The sequence below is a fragment of the Pseudomonas sp. App30 genome (genome assembly GCF_047947025.1).
GTDB lineage: Bacteria > Pseudomonadota > Gammaproteobacteria > Pseudomonadales > Pseudomonadaceae > Aquipseudomonas.
In genome coordinates this window covers 88,836-107,814 of the sequence record NZ_CP133166.1, presented here as the reverse complement: position 1 = coordinate 107,814, position 18,979 = coordinate 88,836, and the positions used below count along the sequence as shown (strand labels likewise).

The 18,979-nt window shown below is 63.1% G+C and carries 18 protein-coding genes and 1 pseudogene; 5 read left to right on the top strand and 14 right to left on the bottom strand.

All coding sequences use genetic code 11. The annotated features are described in order from the left end of the window. Window positions 1-39: 39 nt before the first annotated feature. Both RAM80_RS31500 and iaaH read left to right on the top strand, forming a co-directional pair. A pseudogene (locus RAM80_RS31500) lies at window positions 40-996 on the top strand (carbon-nitrogen hydrolase family protein); the annotation flags it as partial. Further along, window positions 997-2,445 (top strand): indoleacetamide hydrolase, encoded by a 1,449-nt coding sequence (gene iaaH / locus RAM80_RS31495; protein WP_416427809.1) that lies wholly within the window; start codon window positions 997-999, stop codon window positions 2,443-2,445. It begins immediately after the preceding pseudogene. 172 nt (window positions 2,446-2,617) lie between these two features. Here iaaH and RAM80_RS31490 read toward each other — a convergent pair whose 3' ends face one another. The 7 genes from RAM80_RS31490 to RAM80_RS31460 all read right to left on the bottom strand — a co-directional run bounded on the left by RAM80_RS31490 (window position 2,618) and on the right by RAM80_RS31460 (window position 9,157). Beyond that, window positions 2,618-3,856, bottom strand: a complete 1,239-nt coding sequence (locus RAM80_RS31490) for a Zn-dependent hydrolase (RefSeq protein ID WP_416427621.1) — start codon at window positions 3,854-3,856, stop codon at window positions 2,618-2,620. Continuing rightward, window positions 3,853-4,344: an L-2-amino-thiazoline-4-carboxylic acid hydrolase gene (locus RAM80_RS31485; protein ID WP_416427620.1), complete on the bottom strand. Its 492-nt coding sequence runs from the start codon at window positions 4,342-4,344 to the stop codon at window positions 3,853-3,855. The genes RAM80_RS31490 and RAM80_RS31485 overlap by 4 nt, the downstream gene beginning before the upstream one ends. 51 nt (window positions 4,345-4,395) lie before the next feature. Further along, entirely contained in the window at window positions 4,396-5,550 is a 1,155-nt protein-coding gene (locus RAM80_RS31480; protein ID WP_416427619.1) for a branched-chain amino acid ABC transporter substrate-binding protein, read from the bottom strand. A gap of 92 nt (window positions 5,551-5,642) precedes the next feature. After that, on the bottom strand, window positions 5,643-6,359 hold the full coding sequence (locus tag RAM80_RS31475) for an ABC transporter ATP-binding protein (RefSeq protein ID WP_416427618.1): 717 nt from the start codon (window positions 6,357-6,359) through the stop codon (window positions 5,643-5,645). Continuing rightward, window positions 6,352-7,125, bottom strand: coding sequence for an ABC transporter ATP-binding protein (locus RAM80_RS31470; RefSeq protein ID WP_416427617.1), 774 nt, complete (start codon window positions 7,123-7,125; stop codon window positions 6,352-6,354). Before RAM80_RS31470 ends, RAM80_RS31475 begins: the two co-directional genes overlap by 8 nt. Then, on the bottom strand, window positions 7,122-8,219 hold the full coding sequence (locus RAM80_RS31465) for an ABC transporter permease subunit (protein WP_416427806.1): 1,098 nt from the start codon (window positions 8,217-8,219) through the stop codon (window positions 7,122-7,124). The genes RAM80_RS31470 and RAM80_RS31465 overlap by 4 nt, the downstream gene beginning before the upstream one ends. Continuing rightward, window positions 8,216-9,157, bottom strand: coding sequence for a branched-chain amino acid ABC transporter permease (locus tag RAM80_RS31460; protein ID WP_416427805.1), 942 nt, complete (start codon window positions 9,155-9,157; stop codon window positions 8,216-8,218). The genes RAM80_RS31465 and RAM80_RS31460 overlap by 4 nt, the downstream gene beginning before the upstream one ends. A 174-nt stretch (window positions 9,158-9,331) precedes the next feature. On the opposite strand from RAM80_RS31460, the gene RAM80_RS31455 reads away from it, so the two are divergent. Continuing rightward, window positions 9,332-10,240, top strand: a complete 909-nt coding sequence (locus RAM80_RS31455; RefSeq protein ID WP_416427804.1) for a LysR substrate-binding domain-containing protein — start codon at window positions 9,332-9,334, stop codon at window positions 10,238-10,240. A gap of 5 nt (window positions 10,241-10,245) precedes the next feature. On the opposite strand, the gene RAM80_RS31450 is transcribed toward RAM80_RS31455, so the two are convergent. Then, the gene (locus RAM80_RS31450) at window positions 10,246-11,118 is read right to left on the bottom strand and encodes a LysR family transcriptional regulator (protein WP_416427803.1); all 873 of its coding nucleotides are present in this window, start codon (window positions 11,116-11,118) and stop codon (window positions 10,246-10,248) included. A 100-nt stretch (window positions 11,119-11,218) separates the two neighbouring features. Between RAM80_RS31450 and RAM80_RS31445 the strand changes: the two genes are divergently transcribed. After that, on the top strand, window positions 11,219-12,757 hold the full coding sequence (locus RAM80_RS31445; protein ID WP_416427802.1) for an MFS transporter: 1,539 nt from the start codon (window positions 11,219-11,221) through the stop codon (window positions 12,755-12,757). A gap of 84 nt (window positions 12,758-12,841) precedes the next feature. Beyond that, window positions 12,842-13,081 carry a tannase/feruloyl esterase family alpha/beta hydrolase gene (locus RAM80_RS31440; protein WP_416427801.1) on the top strand — a complete coding sequence of 80 codons (240 nt, stop codon included), beginning with the start codon at window positions 12,842-12,844 and terminating at the stop codon, window positions 13,079-13,081. 80 nt (window positions 13,082-13,161) lie between these two features. Here the strand turns inward: RAM80_RS31440 and catA are convergent, their stop codons facing one another. The 6 genes from catA to RAM80_RS31410 all read right to left on the bottom strand — a co-directional run bounded on the left by catA (window position 13,162) and on the right by RAM80_RS31410 (window position 18,967). Further along, a complete protein-coding gene (catA, locus tag RAM80_RS31435) occupies window positions 13,162-14,100 on the bottom strand; it encodes a catechol 1,2-dioxygenase (protein WP_416427799.1) in 939 nt (312 codons plus the stop codon). A gap of 59 nt (window positions 14,101-14,159) precedes the next feature. After that, window positions 14,160-14,924, bottom strand: coding sequence for a 1,6-dihydroxycyclohexa-2,4-diene-1-carboxylate dehydrogenase (locus tag RAM80_RS31430; RefSeq protein WP_416427798.1), 765 nt, complete (start codon window positions 14,922-14,924; stop codon window positions 14,160-14,162). 114 nt (window positions 14,925-15,038) lie between these two features. Further along, entirely contained in the window at window positions 15,039-16,046 is a 1,008-nt protein-coding gene (gene benC, locus RAM80_RS31425; RefSeq protein ID WP_416427796.1) for a benzoate 1,2-dioxygenase electron transfer component BenC, read from the bottom strand. A gap of 10 nt (window positions 16,047-16,056) precedes the next feature. Next, window positions 16,057-16,545 carry a benzoate 1,2-dioxygenase small subunit gene (gene benB, locus RAM80_RS31420; protein ID WP_416427795.1) on the bottom strand — a complete coding sequence of 163 codons (489 nt, stop codon included), beginning with the start codon at window positions 16,543-16,545 and terminating at the stop codon, window positions 16,057-16,059. Next, window positions 16,542-17,906 (bottom strand): benzoate 1,2-dioxygenase large subunit, encoded by a 1,365-nt coding sequence (benA, locus tag RAM80_RS31415; RefSeq protein WP_416427794.1) that lies wholly within the window; start codon window positions 17,904-17,906, stop codon window positions 16,542-16,544. Before benA ends, benB begins: the two co-directional genes overlap by 4 nt. An 83-nt stretch (window positions 17,907-17,989) precedes the next feature. Next, window positions 17,990-18,967: an AraC family transcriptional regulator gene (locus RAM80_RS31410; protein ID WP_416427793.1), complete on the bottom strand. Its 978-nt coding sequence runs from the start codon at window positions 18,965-18,967 to the stop codon at window positions 17,990-17,992. Between the last annotated feature and the right edge of the window lie 12 nt (window positions 18,968-18,979).

The following is an 18,979-nucleotide window of genomic DNA, read 5'->3' as shown; positions in this document are numbered from 1 at the left end:
CAGGCATACCTCGCTGACGCCATAGGAGCGGATCCTGCAATGACTCATACCCACCCCACCCCGCCGTACAAGGTCGCAGCTGTCCAGGCGGCCCCGGTCTTTCTGGACCTCCCCGCAAGCCTGGACAAGGCCATACGCCTGATCGAGGACGCAGCGCGTCAGGGCGCGGCCTTGATCGCCTTCCCCGAGGTGTGGCTGCCTGGCTATCCCTGGTGGATCTGGACCGAATCGCCGGCCGGTGGCATGCGCTTCGTGCAGCGCTATTGCGAAAACGCAATGGTGTATGGGGATGCTCACTTCTTGCGGCTGTGCCGGGCCGCAGCGCAGCATCGAATTCACGTGGTGATGGGATACGTGGAGCGGGTGGCCGGTACTCTCTATCTGTCTCAGGCGACGATCGACGACAATGGCACCTGCCTGAGCAACCGTCGCAAGCTCAAACCCACCCACGTTGAACGCGCGGTGTTCGGCGAAGGGGACGGCAGCGACCTGGTAGTGGTCGACACGGTGCTGGGCAAAGTCGGTGCACTGAACTGCGCCGAACACCTGCAGCCGCTGTCCAAATACGCGATGTACGCACAGCACGAGCAGGTGCATGTGGCGGCCTGGCCAAGCTTCTCGGTGTACCCCGGCGCCGCTTTCCAGCTGAGCGCTGCCGCCAACAACGCCGCCTCCCAGGTCTACGCACTGGAGGGTCAATGTTTTGTGCTGGCGCCCTGTGCCATTGTCGACCCGGCGATGCATGAGTTACTGGTGGATACGCCGGAAAAAGCCGAACTACTGCTTCAGGGCGGTGGCTACGCGATGATTTATGGCCCTGACGGCGCGCCGTTGTGCGAGCCCATTGCCCCTGACAAGGAAGGGATTCTTTACGCCGAGGTCGATCTGGCGCGCATCTACCTGGCCAAGGCTGCGCTGGACCCGGTGGGTCACTACTCGCGCCCGGACGTCTTGCGGCTGGCGATCAATCGCGAGCCACAACGACGGGTCGAAGCGCTGCCTGGTGGCCGCCCTGCCGCACCTGTCACCCTTGCAGAGCCCAAGCTCCGGGACCTGACCCTGACCCAGACGGCTGCGGCCTTAAGCAACGGCGACACCACCAGCCGGGCACTGGTCGACCTGTACCTGGCCAGGATCGAGGAGCGGCGCGATCTCAATGCGTTTATCTGCGTGGACAGTCAGCGTGCCCGGTTGCTGGCCGATGCCTACGACCTGCTGCCCCCAGAGGACAAGCAACGCTTGCCTCTGGGCGGCGTGCCCATCGCGGTCAAGGACAACATCCATGTCAGGGGCCTGCCCAATACCGCCGGCACGCCTGCCCTGAGCCATTTCATACCCGACGCCGATGCGCCCATCGTCGAGGCGTTGGTGGCAGCCGGGGCTATTATTCTGGGTAAAACCAATATGCAGGAACTGGCCTATGGCAGTTCGGGCTACAACGAGGGGTTTCATGTGCCAGGCACCATCGGCGTGCGCAACGCAGTCGACCCAACCCGCATCGCTGGCGGCTCTTCATCCGGGAGCGGTAGCGCAGTCGGGGCGCGCCTGGTCCCTGCCGCATTGGGTACCGATACCGGCGGTTCAGTGCGCCAACCTGCGGCACTCAACGGCTGCGTGGGGTACCGTCCGACTGTTGGACGCTATCCGCGCACAGGCATCACGCCCATTTCCGAAACTCGAGACACGCCCGGCCTCATCACCCACTCGGTGGCCGACCTGCTGTTGCTCGACAATGTCCTGACCAGCGAGGCGGCGGCGTCAGCACCGCTGCCTTCCACCCTGCGCCTGGGCGTGGTGGAAGCACTATGGGACGACCTCAGTGATGAGGTGGCGGAAGGTTGTGGCAACGCCCTTAAGGCACTGCAAGCTGCTGGCGTGACCTTGGTGCCGGTCCGTATTGATGGGTTGTTGGAGCTGAGCAGACAAGCCAGCATGCCCCTGGCCCTTTACGAAGGGTTGGACACACTGGCCAACTACTTGATCGAACATGGCACGGGGCTTACGCCTGCCGACGTCGCCAGCCAGATCGCCAGCCGCAGCGTCAAGCAGCTTTTCGACGATTACATCCTGCCGCGCAAGCTGCCGGGCGCCGATCATGCGCTGCTGGAGTTGGCGCCAGTGTACCGTGAGGCGCTGGAGGTGCATCGACCGGCACTGATCCATGCGTTTGCCCATGCTTTCAAACAACATCGCCTGGACGGCCTCGTATTCCCCACCACGCCAGACGTCGCGGATATTTGCAGCATCGAGGCGTCCAGCTTCGCCGCCTTCAGCCGTCAAATCCGCAATACCGATCCAGGAAGCGTCGCGGGACTGCCGGGCATCAGCCTACCCGTAGGGCTGTCATCGAGAACCCGGTTGCCCATCGGGTTGGAGATCGATGGTCTGCCAGGAAAGGATGTACATTTGCTGGCCGTCGCCCAGACACTGGAAAGCGTTTTATAACCGCTACTCGGTCGGCACTTGGCCCGCATCTACCTCTACGGGGACGCGTGTCCTCGTAGCGGTAGATGCGGGAATCGCGAACAAGGCTGACCGCTACCATGGACTGCGTAGCAGTCGACTTTAGTAGCGATGCCGACCACCCGCTCTCAAGGCGTTAGCTGTCGGCCAGATTTCATGCTGACAAGGCCTTGGCCAACATCGCCTGCAACAACACATTTCCCCCCGCCTGCGACCAGTGCGGGTGAATATGCTCCGCCTCGTTATGGCTCAACCCCTCCACGCACGGCACAAAGATCATTGCCGTCGGCGCCACGCGGTTGAGGTAGCAGGCATCATGCCCCGCCCCCGAGATGATGGGACGATGGCTGTAGCCCAGCGCCTCGGCAGCCTGGCGCACGGTGTCGACGCACTCGGCATCGAAGGCAATTGGCGCATACTGGAAGATCTGCTCCACCTGCCACTGCAAGCCGATCCCTTCGGCAATGGCCTGCACCGCCTCGCGCAGTTGCCCATCAAGCACCGCCAGCACCGCCTCATCAGGATGGCGAAACTCGACACTGAAGAACACCCGCCCCGGCACCACGTTGCGCGAATTGGGGAACACATTGGCCAGGCCCACCGTCGCCCTGCCCTCCGCGCCCTGGGCCAGGCCCAGGCCATTGACCGCCTCCACCACGCGGGCAAAGCCCAGCAAGGCGTCCAGGCGGTGGTCCATGGGCGTGGTGCCGGCATGGGCGCTGCGGCCTGTCAGCTCCACTTCATACCAACGTTGCCCCTGGGCGCCGGTGACCACGCCAATAGTGATGTCCTCGGCTTCCAGAATGGGTCCTTGTTCGATGTGTAATTCAAACGCGGCGTGAATCGGCGTCACCTGGCAGGGATGCTCACCGGCATAGCCGATGTGCGCCAATGCCTGGCCCAGGGTCACGCCCTTGGCGTCGATGCGCGACAGGCCGTACTCAAGGTCGAACACCCCGGCATACACGCCCGAGGCGATCATCGCCGGGGCAAAACGCGAACCTTCTTCGTTGGTCCAGTTGATCACCTCGATGGACCGATCGGTCTGAATGTCGTGATCGTTCAGCGTACGCACCACTTCCAGGCCGGCCAGCACGCCGTAGATACCGTCGAACTTGCCGCCCGCCGGCTGCGAGTCACCGTGGGAACCGGTGATCACCGGCGCCAGCGCCGGGTCACGGCCCTCGCGGCGGGCGAAGACATTGCCCATGGTGTCGACGCGCACCTGGCAGCCAGCCTCCCTGGCCCAGCGCACGAACAGGTCACGACCCAGACGATCCTCTTCAGTCAGGGCCAGGCGCGACACGCCGCCTTTCTGCGTGGCGCCATGCTGGGCCATGTCCATCAGCGATTGCCACAGGCGCTCGCCATCGATGCGCACGTCCAGGCTCATGGCTGACCGCCTTCGAGCTTGGCGCGGTAGCGGAAATCGCAGCGCGGCGCGCCGCCCATGATGGTCTGGGTGCGGGTGAGTTCGATTTCGGGGTTATAGCCGACGATGAACAGTTCATCGCGGTTGCACGACAGCAGGTGGCCGATCTCGCCCAGGCCCATTTCGTGGTACATCTCGGCGTAGCGGCAGCGTTTCACGTCGTAGTCGTAATGCTGTGCGTCGCTGGCGATGACCTCCACCTTGAGGGCGTCGTCTTTTTCCCACAGCACCTGCAGTTCGACAAAGCTTTGCAGGTCGGCGCCGCCCGCTTCCTTGGCGGCGAAGTCGCGGCCGGCCTTGATGGCCGCGTTGCCCACCGCCTCGCCGATCACCGCGGCCGCATGGGCCTGGCCGTGCTCGCGCTTGAGAATCTCGTAGATGGGCTTGATGATTTCGGCTTCAATGCGCCGGCGGGCCAGAATGCCCAGTTCACCGTCATGACTGCTCATGAAGTTGTCTCCTGTGAGGGCGCAGGGGCTGCCTGCGCCACGATGATGAAGTTACTGGCCGCCGTGGGCGACGCTGACCGGCTGCCACTGGTTGGCCTTGACCTGGTACACGGTGAACGACGGGTTCTTCAGGTTGCCCTGGGCATCAAAGGCGATGGTGCCGGTGACGCCCTGGTAGTTGCTGGCCCGCAGTACCGGCAGGTACTTCTGCGGGTCGGTGGAGTCGGCCTTCTCGATGGCCGCGATCAGCACGCCCACGCCGTCATAGGCAAACGGTGCGTGCAGCTCGATCGGCGCCTTGAACCGCTCGCGGTACGCCGCCTCAAACGCCTTGCCACCGGGCATCTGCGCAACGGCCAGGCCGGGTTCCAGGGCGGTCACGCCTTCGCCGTCGTTCTGCGCCAGCTGCAGGAAGGTCTGGCTGACGAAACCACCAGCGCCCATCAGCGTCGCCTTGATACCCAACTGCTTGATGCGGCGGGCCAGGGGCGCGGCCTGGGAATCGACGCCGCCGAAGAAGATCAGGTCCGGGTTCTGCGCGCGAATGGTGGTCAGCACGGCGCTGAAGTCGATGGTCTTGTCGTCCACGTATTCACGGGCAACCACCTTGCCGCCCTTGCCGCCCTTGGCGTCCACGGCTTTGACGAATTGGTCGGCCAGGCCCTGGCCGAAGGCGGTGCGGTCGTCGATCACGGCGATGCGCTGGGCCTTGAGCGTTTGCAGGGCGTACTGGCCCGCCACCTGGCCGCCGTCATCGTCGTGGCCCATGATGCGGAAACTGGTGTCGAAGCCCTGTTGAGTATAGGCATGCCCGGTGGCCACTGGCGCAACCTGGGCGATGCCGGCGTCATGGTAGACCCGCGCCGCCGGGATACTGGTGCCGGTGTTCCAGTGGCCGACCACGCCGACTACACCGGCGTCGACCAGGCGCTGGGCCACGGTGACGGCGGTGCGCGGGTCAGACTGGTCATCCTCGCTGACCAGCTTGAAGGTCACCGGCTTGCCCCCCAGGGTCGGGTGCCTGGCGTTGGCGTCGCTGATGGCCAACTGTGCGCCGTTTTCCAGGTCCTTGCCGATCCGCGCCGACGGGCCGGTCAGCGGGCCGGCCAGGCCGATGAGAATGTCCTGATCGGCCTGGGCGATGGCGCTGGCCAGGCTGCTGAGGGCCAGGCCCACCAGGGCTGCGCGTTTGAAAACGTGGTTCATGGTTATTTCCTGTCAAGAGTCCGGGCTGCTGGCAGCCACACTGCTAGTAAGAACACGCCGGCGGTCCGGTGGTATCACGGGTTCAAATCAATTCATTCGCCCAGGTAGGCGGCGCGTATCTGCGGGTCGTCCAGCAACTGCGCCGACGCCCCGCTCAAAGTAATGCGGCCGCTGTCCATCACGTAGGCGCGGTCAGTCACCTGCAACGCCAGGCGGGCGTTCTGTTCCACCAGCAACAAGGTCATGCCGGCCTGGCAGACGCTGTCGATCACCTGGAAAATCTTTTCCACCATCAACGGCGCCAGGCCCATGGACGGCTCATCGAGCACCAGTAAGCGCGGCCGTGACAGCAGCGCCCGGGCCAGCGCCAGCATTTGCTGCTCGCCGCCGGACAACAGCCCGGCCGCTTGCGTCAGGCGTTCGCGCAAGCGCGGAAAGTGGGCAAACAGGCCTTCTATTTCGTCACTGACCTGCTGACGGTCGCGGCGCAGGTGGGCACCGGCCTGCAGGTTCTCCAGCACGCTCATGCGGCTGAAAATGCCCCGGCCTTCCGGCACCAGGGCCAGGCCTTGACCCGGCAGGCGGTGGGCCGGCGTGCCGACAATCGACGCCCCGGCAAAACGGATGTCACCGGCCGCTGCCGGCAACAGCCCGGCCAGGGCCTTGAGGGTGGAGGTCTTGCCAGCGCCATTGGCGCCGATCAGCGTGACTCGCTCACCGGCCTGCACGTGCAGGTCAATGCCTTTTACCGCCTCGATGGCGCCGTAGCGCACCTTGAGGTCGCGGATATGCAGCAAGGGTTCAGACATGGGCACAGCCCCCCAGGTAAGCTTTGATCACCGCGGGATGACGACGTACCTGCTCGGGCGCGCCTTCGGCAATCAGCGTGCCGTGGTCCAGCACGCTGAGGCGGTCGCACACGCCCATCACTAATTTGACGTCGTGCTCGATCAGCAGCACGGTGCGGCCGTCATCGCGAATCTTTTCCAGCAGGCTGCGCAGTTGCACTTTCTCTGTGGCGTTCATACCGGCCGCGGGTTCATCCAGCGCCAGCAGGCGTGGCTCGGTGGCCAGCGCGCGGGCAATTTCCAGGCGCCGCTGGTGGCCATAGGACAAGGCATCGGCGCGGCTGTCGGCCCATTGGCCGATGCCCACGTAATCGAGCAGGTGCCGGGCCAACTCGCGGGTTTCGCGCTCTTCATCACGGGCGCGACGGTGACGCGTCAGCGCCGCCCATACCCCGTTGCGGGTACGCACATGGCGGCCGACCATCACGTTCTCCAGCACCGACATCGAATTGAACAGGCGAATATTCTGGAACGTGCGGGCAATGCCCGCCTGGGCCACCTTATGCACGGCGCTGGGCACATAGGTCTGGCCGTCCAGCACGAAGCGGCCGCTGTCGGCGGTGTACAGCCCGGTCATCACATTGAAAAAGGTGGTCTTGCCAGCGCCGTTGGGGCCGATCAGGCCATGGACGTGGCCGGGGGCGATGGTCAGGCTCACGCCGTCCAGCGCCGTCACCCCGCCAAATTGCTTGCGCACGCCATCAATCTGCAGCAAGGGAGTGATCATCGGGCACCTCGCGAAGCCGGCCACAGGCCTGCCGGGCGATACAGCATCGCCAGGATCAGGGCCAGGCCGTAGATCAGTTGCCGGATGATTTCCGGGTCTATCAGCACCTGGCCAAACAACGTCTGCTGCAGCGGGCCCATGCTGGCGCGCAGCAGTTCAGGCAGTGCTGCCAGCAGCAGGCAGCCCAGGATCACCCCGGGGATATGGCCCATGCCGCCCAGCACCACCATGGCCAGCACCACGATGGACTCGTTGAGGCTGAAGGATTCAGGCGAAACGAAGCCCTGGAACGAGGCGAACATCGCGCCACTGACGCCCCCGAAGGCAGCGCCCATGGCGAAGGCCAACAGCTTCAGGCGCTTGGTGTCCAGGCCCATGGCACTGGCGGCTTGCTCGTCTTCACGCACCGCCACCCAGGCGCGGCCGATACGCGAGTGCTCCAGGCGCAGGCAGACGAACACGATGACCAGCGCCAGCACGGCAAACAGGTAGTAATACAGGTACACCGAGGGCACGCGCAGGCCGAAAATGTCCTGGGTGCGCGCCAGGCTGACGCCAAACAGGCTCACCGGGTCTACCGAGGAAATACCCTTGGCGCCATTGGTGATGTTCAACGGGCGGTCCAGGTTGCGCATGAAAATACGGATGATCTCGCCAAACCCCAGGGTGACGATGGCCAGGTAATCACCGCGCAAGCGCAAGGTGGGCGCGCCCAGCAACATACCGAAGCCTGCCGCCAGCAAGGCCGCCAGGGGCACGATGGCCCACACGCTCACATGCAGCCCTTGGGGAAACCAGGCCCCCAACACAGCGAACTGGCTGGTCAAGTGCGGCGACGCCAGCAACGCGGTGAGGTACGCGCCCACCGCATAGAACGCGATAAAGCCCATGTCCAGCAACCCGGCATAGCCGACCACAATGTTCAGCCCCAGGGCCAGCATCAGGTACAGCAAGGCAAAATCCAGGGTACGCACCCAGGCATTGCCGCCAGCCTGGCCCACCAGCCATGGCGCCAGCAGGATGCCCGCGGCCAGCAGCACCAACCCCAGGCGCGCCTTGGCCTGCGGCATTACAGCAGTCAGTGAAGTATTCATGCGCGACTCGCCAGCCTTTCACCCAGAAGGCCCGAAGGCCGAAGCACCAGCACCGCGATCAACACCATGAAGGCGAACACGTCCTGATAGTTGCTGCCGAACACCCCACCGGTGGCCTGCCCCAGGTAGCCGGTGCCCAGGGCTTCGATCAGCCCCAGCAGAATGCCGCCCAGCATGGCCCCGCGCAGGTTGCCGATGCCGCCCAGCACCGCGGCGGTGAACGCCTTGATGCCGGGCAAGAAGCCCATGTAGAAATTGGCGCTGCCGTAGTTACTGGCCATCATGATGCCGGCCAATGCCGCCAGGGCGCCACCGATGGCAAACGTCAGCACGATCACCTGGTTGGGGTTGATGCCCATCAGGCTGGCGACCTGCGGGTTCTCCGCCACCGCGCGCATCGATCGCCCCAGCCGGGTGCGCTCTACCAGCAGCCACAGACCGGCCATGACCAGCACGGCCACCGTGATGGTGATCAGCGCGGTGGCATTGGTGATTGCACCGGTCGGCCCCGGCGTCACCTGGATGGGGTCCATGGGCAGCAGCTGCGGGAACATCAACGGGTTGCGCGACCACACCAGCATGGCCACGGTTTGCAGCAGCAGCGACACGCCGATGCCACTGATCAGCGGCGCCAGGCGCGGGGCATTGCGCAGGCGACGGTAGGCCACGCGCTCGATCAGCATGGCCAGCAGTGCGCACGCAGCCATGGCCACCACGCTTGCCAGCAGCAGATCGACGGCCCCCGGCAGCTGTGGAAAGACCGCCTGCAGCCCGTGCAACACCGACAGCCCCACCAGCGCGCCCACCATCAACAGGTCGCCATGGGCGAAGTTGATGATGCGCAGGATGCCGTAGACCATGGTGTAGCCCAGGGCAATCAGGGCATAAAGACTGCCAAGCAGGAGCCCGTTGAGGACCTGCTGGATAAAAGTATCCATGTGAATCGATCAATTCCGAGAAGCGAGAAGTCGGCACGGTAATTATCTATTCTGTTTTTATCAACTATCTAAAGTTCATATGCTTATTCCATGGGGTATTCGCGCAAATACGCTTCAACACTTGAATAAAAACAGGGGTTTTATCAGCATCTAAAGCTGTGCTAAATTCAACACATGAATAAAACAGAACGATTACCCAATGACCCTCCCCTGCGCGCCGTGCGCACCTTCGAAGCCTTCGCCCGGCACGGCGGCGTCAACGCCGCCGCACGCGAGCTGGACATCTCCGCCTCGGCGGTCAGCCATCAGTTGCGCTTGCTGGAAACCTTCCTGCAACAACCGCTGACCCTGCGCCAGGGCCGCAACCTGGTGCTCACCGAAGAAGGCCGCGAGTACTACCGCGCTATCCGCTCAGCCTTCGCGGTATTGCGCAGCGCCACCGAGCACGTGTTGGAAAAGTCGGCCACGCGCCAGGTCACCATCAGTCTGATTCCCATGTTCGGTTTCAACCTGTTCATTCCACGGCTGGGCAGCTTCCTGGCGGACAACCCGGGGTTGGACATCAACGTGACTTACGCCAACCACCGCAGTTACCCCAGTGATGCAGCGGACATCTCCATCCGGTTCGGTACCGGGCACTGGCCGGGGTATCACAGCGAGGTGCTGCTCAGCGGCGCCGTCAGCCCCTATTGCAGCCGGGCGTTTCATGCGCAGCACGGACCCTTCACCCATGACCAGGCGTGGATCGACCTGCCCCTGCTGCATGACGAGGAACGCGGCACCTGGGGTCAGTGGTTTCAGGCGGCCGAACTCAAGCACGCTGGCGCGTTGAACGGGTTGCTGTTCGAAGATGGGCAACTGGCGTTGACGGCCACATTGACGGGGTTGGGGTGTGCGCTGTTGCGCGCCCCGCTGGTAGCGGACCGGGTGGCCGATGGGTCGCTGGTGCGTTTGTCCGAGCGCGAGGTGGACGATGGCCGCGCCTATTACCTGTGCCGTCGGTCTGCAGGCGAACTGTCGGCCGATGGGCTCAACCTGTACGAATGGATCAAGCACACCCTGACTGCTGTGGTGCAAGACTGACCCGCTCAGACGGCCTTTGCACTCACGTATTCGATATAGTGCTGCACCGCTGCCGCCCGCTCGAAGCGTCTGTGGAGCACCGCGAGCCAGGAGATTGCAGTCGTGTCCTTGAATGGCCTGTATACCACGCCAGGCAATGCCACGCGCCCCACCAACGACTCGGGCACTACGGCAACGCCCTGCCCCAGGGAAACCAATGCCAACACCGCTACCAAGCTACCGGGCTGCGGCCCCAGCCGCGGCGCAAACCCGGCTTGGGCGGCCAACTGCAGCGTGCCATTGATTTGCTCTGGCAGGATAAACGTCGCCTGCACCAACTGCGCCCCACTCACAGTGGCAAAACGGCACAGCGGCGAATGGTCCGGCAGCGCCAATACAAACCCTTCGGGGGGCAGATTTATTGACTCGACGCCGTCGGGAAGGGCAAGGGGCGCACGAACGATACCTATGTCTAGCCGGCCTTGAGCTACCTGCTCGGGTAATGACGCCATGGGGCGCTCACGGACATTGAGCAGGACCTCGGGGTAAAGCTCGGTAAAACCCTGCAATTGATGCTGCAGCACACCCGAGTACACCGCTGAGGCCACATAACCTATTTCGATGCTGCCGGTCTCCCCACGTGCTGCCTGCCTTGCGTGCTGCTGCGCTTGCTCGAACTGCCGAACCGCCAACGCCGCTTGCACCTGCAGCACCTCACCGGCCTGGGTTAGGCTGACCTTGCGCGCTTGTCGAGCGAATAGCCGCGCCCCCAACTGGGCCTCCATGTCCTGAATCTGCCGAGTTAAGGTGGGTGGCGCGATGCCCAACTGACTGGCGGCCAGGCTGAAACTGCCAAAGCGGGCCACCGCCAGAAAATAGCGAAAATGCCGAAGCTCCATACTAGATTACCTTTTAGGCAATTAACCAACCATTGTCGGCTAATAATACCTTGGCAAGCCCGTATTAAGCTGGCAATACGTTACCTTTGAGTGCTTCATCATGTCAGTTCCTGCTTCCGTGACACATCCGCGGCAGACCCTTTTGGTGGCCTCTGCGGCCTGCTCTCTGATCATTCTCGACACCAACATTGTCGCCGTCAGCTTGCCCAGTATCGCCCGTGACCTAGGCGCAGGCTTGGCTGACATCGAGTGGGTAGTGAGCGCCTATATGCTCAGCTTCGCGTCATTGCTGTTGCCGGCCGGCAGCCTGGCCGACCGCTTTGGCCGCAAGCGCCTGTTGCTGGGTGGTCTGGCGCTGTTCATCTTGGCGTCCCTGGGCTGCGGCCTGGCCCCCACCAGCCTGATGCTGGACTTAGCCCGCGCCGTGAAAGGCGTTGGGGCCGCCATGCTGCTGACTTCCGCACTGGCGTGCATTGGCCATGCCTTTCACGATGATCAACAACGCGCCAAGGCCTGGGCATTCTGGGGTGCTTGCATGGGCGTGGTGATCACCTTGGCGCCCGTCACAGGTGGTGTCATCACCGCCACGGTAGGCTGGCGCTGGATTTTCCTGCTCAACCTGCCCATCGGCCTTGCCTTGATGTGGGCCGTCATCCGGGTCATCGACGAGTCTGCGGACAGCCAGGCAGCGCGGCTGGACCCTTGGGGCAGCCTGACCTTCAGCACTAGCCTGGTCCTGCTGGTGTGGGGCCTGATTGAAGCCAACCGCATCGGTTGGGAAAACCCGTCGACATTACTACGCCTGGCCGCCGGCGCGGCCATGTTGGGCGGGTTTGTCTGGGTGGAAAAGGTGCAGCGCCGGCCCATGGTCGATCTGCAACTGTTTCGCCATCCCCGCTTCATTGGGGCATTGCTGGGTATGTTCGCCTACGCCGGCACCGCGCAGGTGATGATGACGCTGCTGCCTTTCTACCTGCAGAATGGCCTGGGGTTTTCCACCATCGCCTCGGGCCTGGGCATGCTGCCCTTTGCCCTGGCCATGCTGGTGTGCCCACGCATCGGTGCCCGCCTGGCACCGCACTACTCGCCGGCCACCATGACGGCCATAGGCCTGGGCCTGGTCGGCACCGGCAACCTGCTGTGTGCCTGGGCCACGGCCAGCGGCCGTTACGAAGCCTTCGCCCTAGCCATGGTCGTGACCGGTGCCGGTGCCGGGCTGCTCAACGGCGACTCGCAGAAAAACATCATGATGTGCATACCGCGCGACCGTGTCGGCATGGGTTCGGGCATGAGCACGACCATGCGGTTCAGTTCAATTTTGCTGGCGTTTGGTGCCTACGGCGCCTTGCTGTCGAGTCAGTTGCACCAGGCCTTGACGATGGCCCTCCAAGGCCTGCTGCCCGCGTCACTACCCGTGGCTGAGGTGGCTACCCGAGTGGCCGCCGGTGACTTGCCCTCAGTACTGGCACGGTTGCCCGCGTCGGTGTCGGCGCACGTTGCAGAGTGGGCGCCGCTGGCCTTTCGCAGTGCTTTTCATAGCGTGCTGGTGGCGGCCGGGCTGGCAGCGCTGCTGTCGAGCGTTGCCGTGGGCCTGTTGTTGCGAAAACCGCTGCCCATCTTGCGCTCACAGCCTACTTGAAGCCGGCGAGCGCGCCTGCCAGGCCAGCGTTCGACGCTGGCACTCACGGAGCACGCCGGCTGCGGCCATCCAGCACTAAAACTGATGAGGGTCGGCTCGGCGGACGGCATCCCCGGCGTGAGCCCGGCGGCTGCGCCTCCGTTGCCGGTGAAAGGGCAGCTGTACCAGCAATTGGTCAGTTGGGTAGAGCACCAGCAACCGCCAGGGCGGGTCATGCTGGCCAACACGGACAAGACCGTGGAGCACCCACTTTGCAAGTTCCCGAGCATGTTGCACTACAAGGGCGGCAACGTTAACGCGGGCGCATCGTACGACTGTCGTTAAACGTGAACCGGTGTAACCGCTTGCGCGACTACACCGGTTGTTTCCTGCGCTTCATAGTCGCTGCGGGCGCAGCATGAAGTTCACGCGCTCTGCAGGGCCCGCGGGCGATTGCTGCGCTGCTGCTCAGCCGGCACAGCCGCAGGCTGCAACTGGAAGTCAAACTCAAGCTCGGCAAACCGACCGCTCACCCCGGCCGCCTGTTCGGCGGCACCCGCTTCACTGAACACAACCTGGCCCACAAGGCCATCGCGGGTGGCAAACGCAAAGTCATCCCACAGGTACTTTTCCCCGGACAGATTGATCTGGGTGGTCAGGTGGCGATAGCCGGCTGCGGAAATGAAATAGTGGATGTGTGCAGGTCGCTGACCATGACGCCCCAACAGGTCCAGGCATTCCTGTGTAGGCCCTGCCGGGTTGCAGCCATAACCGGACGGCACGATGGACCGCGCGCGGTATCGTCCTTGCGCATCGGTGACAATGCGGCGGCGCAGGTTGTAATCCGATTGGCTGGAATCAAAGTAGGAGTAAGTACCTTGAGTGTTGGCATGCCACAGGTCAACCAAAGCACCGGCAACGGGCTTGCCTTCAATGTCACGCACCACACCGCGGATAAACAGCGGCGTGGCGACACCCTCCTCGCTGCCATCATCCATCCGCGCCTCGCCCTGGCTCAACGGGGAGCCCGCCACGTACAGCGGACCTTCGATGGTGCGCGGCGTGCCACCCGTGTTGCCCTGGCGGGCGTCCCGCGCGTCATGCAGCAAATCCAGGAAGTGCTCGATGCCCAGCCCCGCCACCAACAGGCCGGCTTCGTTACTGGCACCCAGACGATTCACGTAGTCAACCGCCCCCCACAACTCGTCGTCAGTCACCTCCAGATCTTCCAGTACGCGTGCCAGTTCGCTGACCAGACGCAGCAGGATCTGCTTGGCCCTGGGGCTGCCCTGACTGCTGCCAGCGCCGCTGACTTGCTGGAAAAATGCCTGCAGCTCAGGCGTATGGGAAATTTTCACGGTCATGGTCATTTATACCTGTTGTTATGGGTTACGAATCCTTCAATCCAGCCACTGGGCTTTGCTCACCCTAGGTCACCTCCACCTACCGGCAAGGTCACGCCAGTAATGTAGGAAGCTTCGTCCGAGGCCAGGAACAGGATCGCCCCCACCTGCTCGTCCACCGTGCCGTACCGGTGCATCAGGCTGCTATCTAGGGTCTGGTCGACGATCTGCTGGTACCAGACTTTTTCCTGTTCAGTTTGCTCGGCGCTGTTGCGCGGGATGCGCCGTGGAGGTGCTTCGGTGCCGCCTGGGGCGGTAGCATTGACGCGCACGCCACGCCCGGCAGTTTCAAAGGCCAGGCACGCGGTGAGCGCATTGACACCACCCTTGGCCGCGCCGTAGGGCACGCGGTTGAGGCTACGCGTGGCGATGGACGAGACGTTGACGATTGCCCCTGCGCCCTGCTCCAGCATGACCGGCAACGCGGCATGGCAGCACCACAGGGTGGGGAACAACGAGCGGCGCACTTCGGCTTCGATCTGCTGCGGCTCGTAGTGTTCGAAGGGCTTGGCCCAGATCGTGCCCCCGACGTTGTTGATCAGAATGTCCAGACGGCCGAAGTGCTTGAGCGCTGCGGCGACGACGCGGGCGCATTCTTCATGTTGTTCAAGATCGGCAGTGAGCACCAGTGGCTTGTTAGGCAGGTGTTCAAGCTCGTAGACCAGCTCGGAGCGGTCCACCAGCACCAGGCGCGCGCCTTCGCCCGCCAGGCGTTGGGCCACACGCAGGCCGATGCCTTGGGCGGCGCCGGTGACCAGGGCGATTTTGTTCTCGAATCGATTCATGAGGTGTCCTCTGTAGCCGCTGCCGCCAGGCTGCGCTGGCCTGTGTGAACCCTGAATATCTCCAGTGGGGCTCAGGGCCAGCGCAGCCTTCGGCAGCGGCTACGGTGATGGGTATCAGGCGGCGGCGAATTTTTCGAAGTAGAAGTTGGCGGGCACGATGGCCTGGTCGCGCAGGTAAGCGCTCACCGCCTCCACCATCGGCGGCGGGCCGCACAGGTAGACGTCGACATCACCCTCATTGAGGTGCCCTGGCTCGATGTGCTGGGTCACGTAGCCCTTGCGCGGGTGACTGCTGTCCGGGCTGGCCACGCAGGCGCTGAAGGTGAAGTTCGGAATGCGCGCCGCCAAGGCCTCCAGCCGCGCGGTTTCCACCAGGTCAATGTCGTGGGTCACGCCATAGATCAAGTGCACAGGGTACTCGCTGCCCTGCTCGGCGATACGTTCAAGCATAGCGGTGACTGGCGCCAAGCCTGTGCCACCGGCCAGCAATAACAGCGGTCGGCGTATATCGCGCAGGTAAAAGCTGCCCAACGGGCCTGCCAGCGTCATGCTGTCCCCGGCCTTGGCCAGACTGGTCAGGAAGCTGCTCATCAAGCCGCCAGGCACATTGCGAATCAGGAAGCTCACCTCGCCATCGCGTTGCAACGAACTGAAGGAGTACGCCCGGGTATGCTCGCTGCCCGGCACTTGCAGGTTCACGTACTGGCCCGGCAGGAAGGCCAACTGGCTCAGAGCATCGCCCTTGATTTTCAGGGCGATGGTGCTGTCGGACAATTGCTCCACGGCGCTGATGGTGGCCTCGTACTTCGCCTGCTTGGTCTTGCACACGTCCGAAGACGTCGGCACGCGCACCACGCAGTCGCTTTGCGCGCGCATCTGGCAGGTCAACACAAAGCCTTGGGCCGCTTCCTCCTCGGTCAGGGCATCTTCAATGTATTCCTCGCCCAGGTCGTACTTGCCCGCCTCGGCGAAGCATTTGCAGGTGCCGCAGGCGCCATCGCGGCAGTCCAGGGGGATGTTGATGCCCTGGCGGTAGGCGGCGTCGGCCACGGTCTCGGTGGCGCTGCTGTCGATGAAACGGGTGACGCCATCTTCGAAATTCAGTGCGATCTTGTAAGTCATGATGGCCGCCTCAGATGTGGTAGATGTCGATCAGCTGGCGCACGTAGTCGTTCTTCAGCACCACCTTCTTGGCCTTGATCAATGGCTGCTCGCCACGGGTATCGAGGGTGTAGAAGCTGGTGCCGAAGTAACTGTCGACCGTCTTGTAGCGAAAGCTCAGGGTGTGCCAGTTGAAACGCACCTTGGCGACACCATCAGCCTGTTCCAGCAGCTCGATGTTGCTCAGGTTGTGCGAGGTGCGGGTGTCGGGCACGCTGGCGCTGGATCGTTCGGTCTTGATGCGGAAAATGCGGTCTTCCAAACCGTCACGGCGGCCGTACCAGATCAAGGAGATCTCGCGCTGCGGGTCCTCGGTCAGTTCGTCGTTATCGTCCCAGCTAGGCATCCAGAAGCTGGCGTCCGGCGCGTACAGTTCCAGCCAGTTATCCCAGTCCTTGTCGTCCAGGTAGCGGGCTTCGCGGAACAGAAAGTCGCGTACCGTCTCGTAGGCGATCGTCATTGCACCACCTCCACGTCGATGCGCTTGGCATTCTCGGCCTGCAGGGCCTTGATCATGGTTTCCTGCCAGAACTTGTGCTGCATCACGAACAGGCCTTCGTCTTCGGTACGTACACCGCTGAGTAGCGGGTGCAGGTCAATCTCCTGGGCGGCCTGGTCGGCGCCCTCCACCCAATGCTCGGCGCCACGGGACATGTCGTTCCAGGCGGTAGTGCTGCCCTGGTAGCCCATCTGGCAAGAGCGGAATTCTTCCAGGTCATCGGGGGTGGCCATGCCGCTGACGTTGAAGAAGTCCTCGTATTGACGAATGCGCTGGGCACGGGCGGCATCGCTCTCGCCCTTGGGCGCGATGCAGTAGATGGTGATCTCGGTGCGGTTGACGTCGATGGGTCGGGCAATGCGTATCTGCGAGCTGAACTGGTCCATCAGGTAGACGTTGGGGTACAGGCACAGGTTGCGCGAGTTCTGGATCATCCAGTCGGCACGGGCGCTGCCAAAGTGCTGCGCCAGCTCGTCACGACGCTCGTACAGCGGACGATCTTCGGGATTAGACCAGCGGGTCCACAGCAGCATATGGCCCTTGTCGAATGAGTAGAAACCGCCGCCCTGCTTGGCCCAACCACCGGCACTCATGGTCTTGGCGGCCGCTTCGGCCTCGCGCTGCTGGCGTTGTTGCTGGGTAGCGGCGTAGTTCCAGTGCACGGCGCTGACATGGTAGCCGTCGGCGCCGTTCTCGGCGGTCAGCTTCCAGTTGCCTTCGTAGACGTAGCTGCTGGAGCCACGCAGCACCTCCAGGCCTTCGGGGGACTGGTCGACGATCATGTCGATGATCTTGGCGGATTCGCCCAGGTGTTCCACAAGCGACGGTACATCCGGGTCCAGGGAACCAAACAGGAAGCCGCGGTAGGACTCGAAGCGCGCGACCTTGGTCAGGTCATGGGAGCCTTCGCAATTGAAGCTTGAGGGGTAACCGGCTTCCTTAGGGTCCTTCACTTTCAGCAGCTTGCCGGAGTTGTTGAAGGTCCAGCCGTGGAACGGGCAGGTGTAGGAGCTGCGATTGCCGGTCTTGTGCCGGCACAGCATGGCGCCACGGTGGCTGCAGGCGTTGAGGAAGGCGTTCAGCTCGCCGGCCTTGTTGCGGGCGATGAAGATGGGTTGGCGACCCATCTGCGTGGTGTAGAAGTCGTTGACGTTGGGGATCTGGCTTTCGTGAGCCAGGTACAGCCAGTTGCCTTCGAAGATGTGCTTCATCTCCAGGTCAAACAGCCGCGGGTCGGTGAACATTTCGCGCTTGCAGCGGTAGATGCCCTGCTCACGGTCTTCTTGCAGCAAGGCATTCAGGTAATCGATTCCCAGGGTCATGGCCAGGGCCTCCATTGTTATTGTTCAGGCACCTCCAGCGTACGAATGGGTGGATGTTGTCGATAGCCGATTCTCGCAGACCACTATCCGTTTTTCGCAACGTCGCAGCGGCGCTGGCGCAGGGTTTCGGAGGGCAGTTGGCCAAATTGCTTGCGGTACTGGTCGGAGAAACGCCCCAAGTGCATGAAGCCATAGTCCATGGCCAGTTCGGACAGGCTGCGCACCGTGCATTGAGGATCGCTCAGGCAGGCATGAACCCTGGCCAGGCGACGCTGGCGGATGTAATCGGCGGGGCTTGCCTGTGCATTGCGTTCAAACAGGCCATACAGCGTGCGTGGGCTGACGTTGACCAGGCTGGCCAGGGTGTCGGTGTCCAATGCCTGCCGCAAGTGCCGTTCGATGTACTCCGCCACGCGTTGAAAGTTAAGCGTTGGTGCCGCTTGTTGCGTCTGCTGGACATTGGTTTTTATCAGGCACAGCAGCTTGCTGGCGATGATTTGCGTGTAGTGGGCCTGCACCACGGGTTGCGGCTCAAACTCTTCGGCCTCATGGCAGATCATGCACAGTAGGCTCACCAGGCCTTGCACATCGTCGAGGCGGTAGCGATTCTGCAGAAACCGTACGCCTGGGCTTGGCACCGTCCAACGTTGTTGCTCGCACAGGTCCGTCAGCAGGCGTACTGGGATCTTGACGATAAACTTCTCGCAATCGGCTGAATAGGTCAGGTCCACCGGCTCGTCGGGATTGATCAACAGCAATTCGCCCGGTGCCAGAAAGTGCTCCTCCCGCCCTCGGCGCCACAGGCAATGACCGGCCAATAACACCTGCAGGTGAAAGCAGCGTTCCAGGGCGGGTGACACCACCCGCACCGGTGCGCCGTAGGTGATACGGCACAGGTCGAGTTCGGCGAAGGTGCGATGGCTCAGGTGGGCCAGCGGGCGGCTGGCTTTGGGCAGTTGGATGCAATGGCTGCCCACATGCTGGTTGACGTAAAGCGACACCACGTGGGGGTCGGCCTGGTTGAACACTTCGCTGCGCTGGCCTAGCAAAGGCGTGTGCATGACATCATCACT

What these genes read in the sequence shown, in the direction of transcription:
- RAM80_RS31490 (WP_416427621.1), bottom strand. Translation starts at nt 3,856, where the DNA reads ATGAGCCTGGACGTGCGCATCGATGGCGAGCGCCTGTGGCAATCGCTG.
- RAM80_RS31485 (WP_416427620.1), bottom strand. Translation starts at nt 4,344, where the DNA reads ATGAGCAGTCATGACGGTGAACTGGGCATTCTGGCCCGCCGGCGCATT.
- RAM80_RS31480 (WP_416427619.1), bottom strand. Translation starts at nt 5,550, where the DNA reads ATGAACCACGTTTTCAAACGCGCAGCCCTGGTGGGCCTGGCCCTCAGC.
- RAM80_RS31475 (WP_416427618.1), bottom strand. Translation starts at nt 6,359, where the DNA reads ATGTCTGAACCCTTGCTGCATATCCGCGACCTCAAGGTGCGCTACGGC.
- RAM80_RS31470 (WP_416427617.1), bottom strand. Translation starts at nt 7,125, where the DNA reads ATGATCACTCCCTTGCTGCAGATTGATGGCGTGCGCAAGCAATTTGGC.
- RAM80_RS31465 (WP_416427806.1), bottom strand. Translation starts at nt 8,219, where the DNA reads ATGAATACTTCACTGACTGCTGTAATGCCGCAGGCCAAGGCGCGCCTG.
- RAM80_RS31460 (WP_416427805.1), bottom strand. Translation starts at nt 9,157, where the DNA reads ATGGATACTTTTATCCAGCAGGTCCTCAACGGGCTCCTGCTTGGCAGT.
- RAM80_RS31455 (WP_416427804.1), top strand. Translation starts at nt 9,332, where the DNA reads ATGAATAAAACAGAACGATTACCCAATGACCCTCCCCTGCGCGCCGTG.
- RAM80_RS31450 (WP_416427803.1), bottom strand. Translation starts at nt 11,118, where the DNA reads ATGGAGCTTCGGCATTTTCGCTATTTTCTGGCGGTGGCCCGCTTTGGC.
- RAM80_RS31445 (WP_416427802.1), top strand. Translation starts at nt 11,219, where the DNA reads ATGTCAGTTCCTGCTTCCGTGACACATCCGCGGCAGACCCTTTTGGTG.
- RAM80_RS31440 (WP_416427801.1), top strand. Translation starts at nt 12,842, where the DNA reads ATGAGGGTCGGCTCGGCGGACGGCATCCCCGGCGTGAGCCCGGCGGCT.
- catA (WP_416427799.1), bottom strand. Translation starts at nt 14,100, where the DNA reads ATGACCGTGAAAATTTCCCATACGCCTGAGCTGCAGGCATTTTTCCAG.
- RAM80_RS31430 (WP_416427798.1), bottom strand. Translation starts at nt 14,924, where the DNA reads ATGAATCGATTCGAGAACAAAATCGCCCTGGTCACCGGCGCCGCCCAA.
- benC (WP_416427796.1), bottom strand. Translation starts at nt 16,046, where the DNA reads ATGACTTACAAGATCGCACTGAATTTCGAAGATGGCGTCACCCGTTTC.
- benB (WP_416427795.1), bottom strand. Translation starts at nt 16,545, where the DNA reads ATGACGATCGCCTACGAGACGGTACGCGACTTTCTGTTCCGCGAAGCC.
- benA (WP_416427794.1), bottom strand. Translation starts at nt 17,906, where the DNA reads ATGACCCTGGGAATCGATTACCTGAATGCCTTGCTGCAAGAAGACCGT.
- RAM80_RS31410 (WP_416427793.1), bottom strand. Translation starts at nt 18,967, where the DNA reads ATGCACACGCCTTTGCTAGGCCAGCGCAGCGAAGTGTTCAACCAGGCC.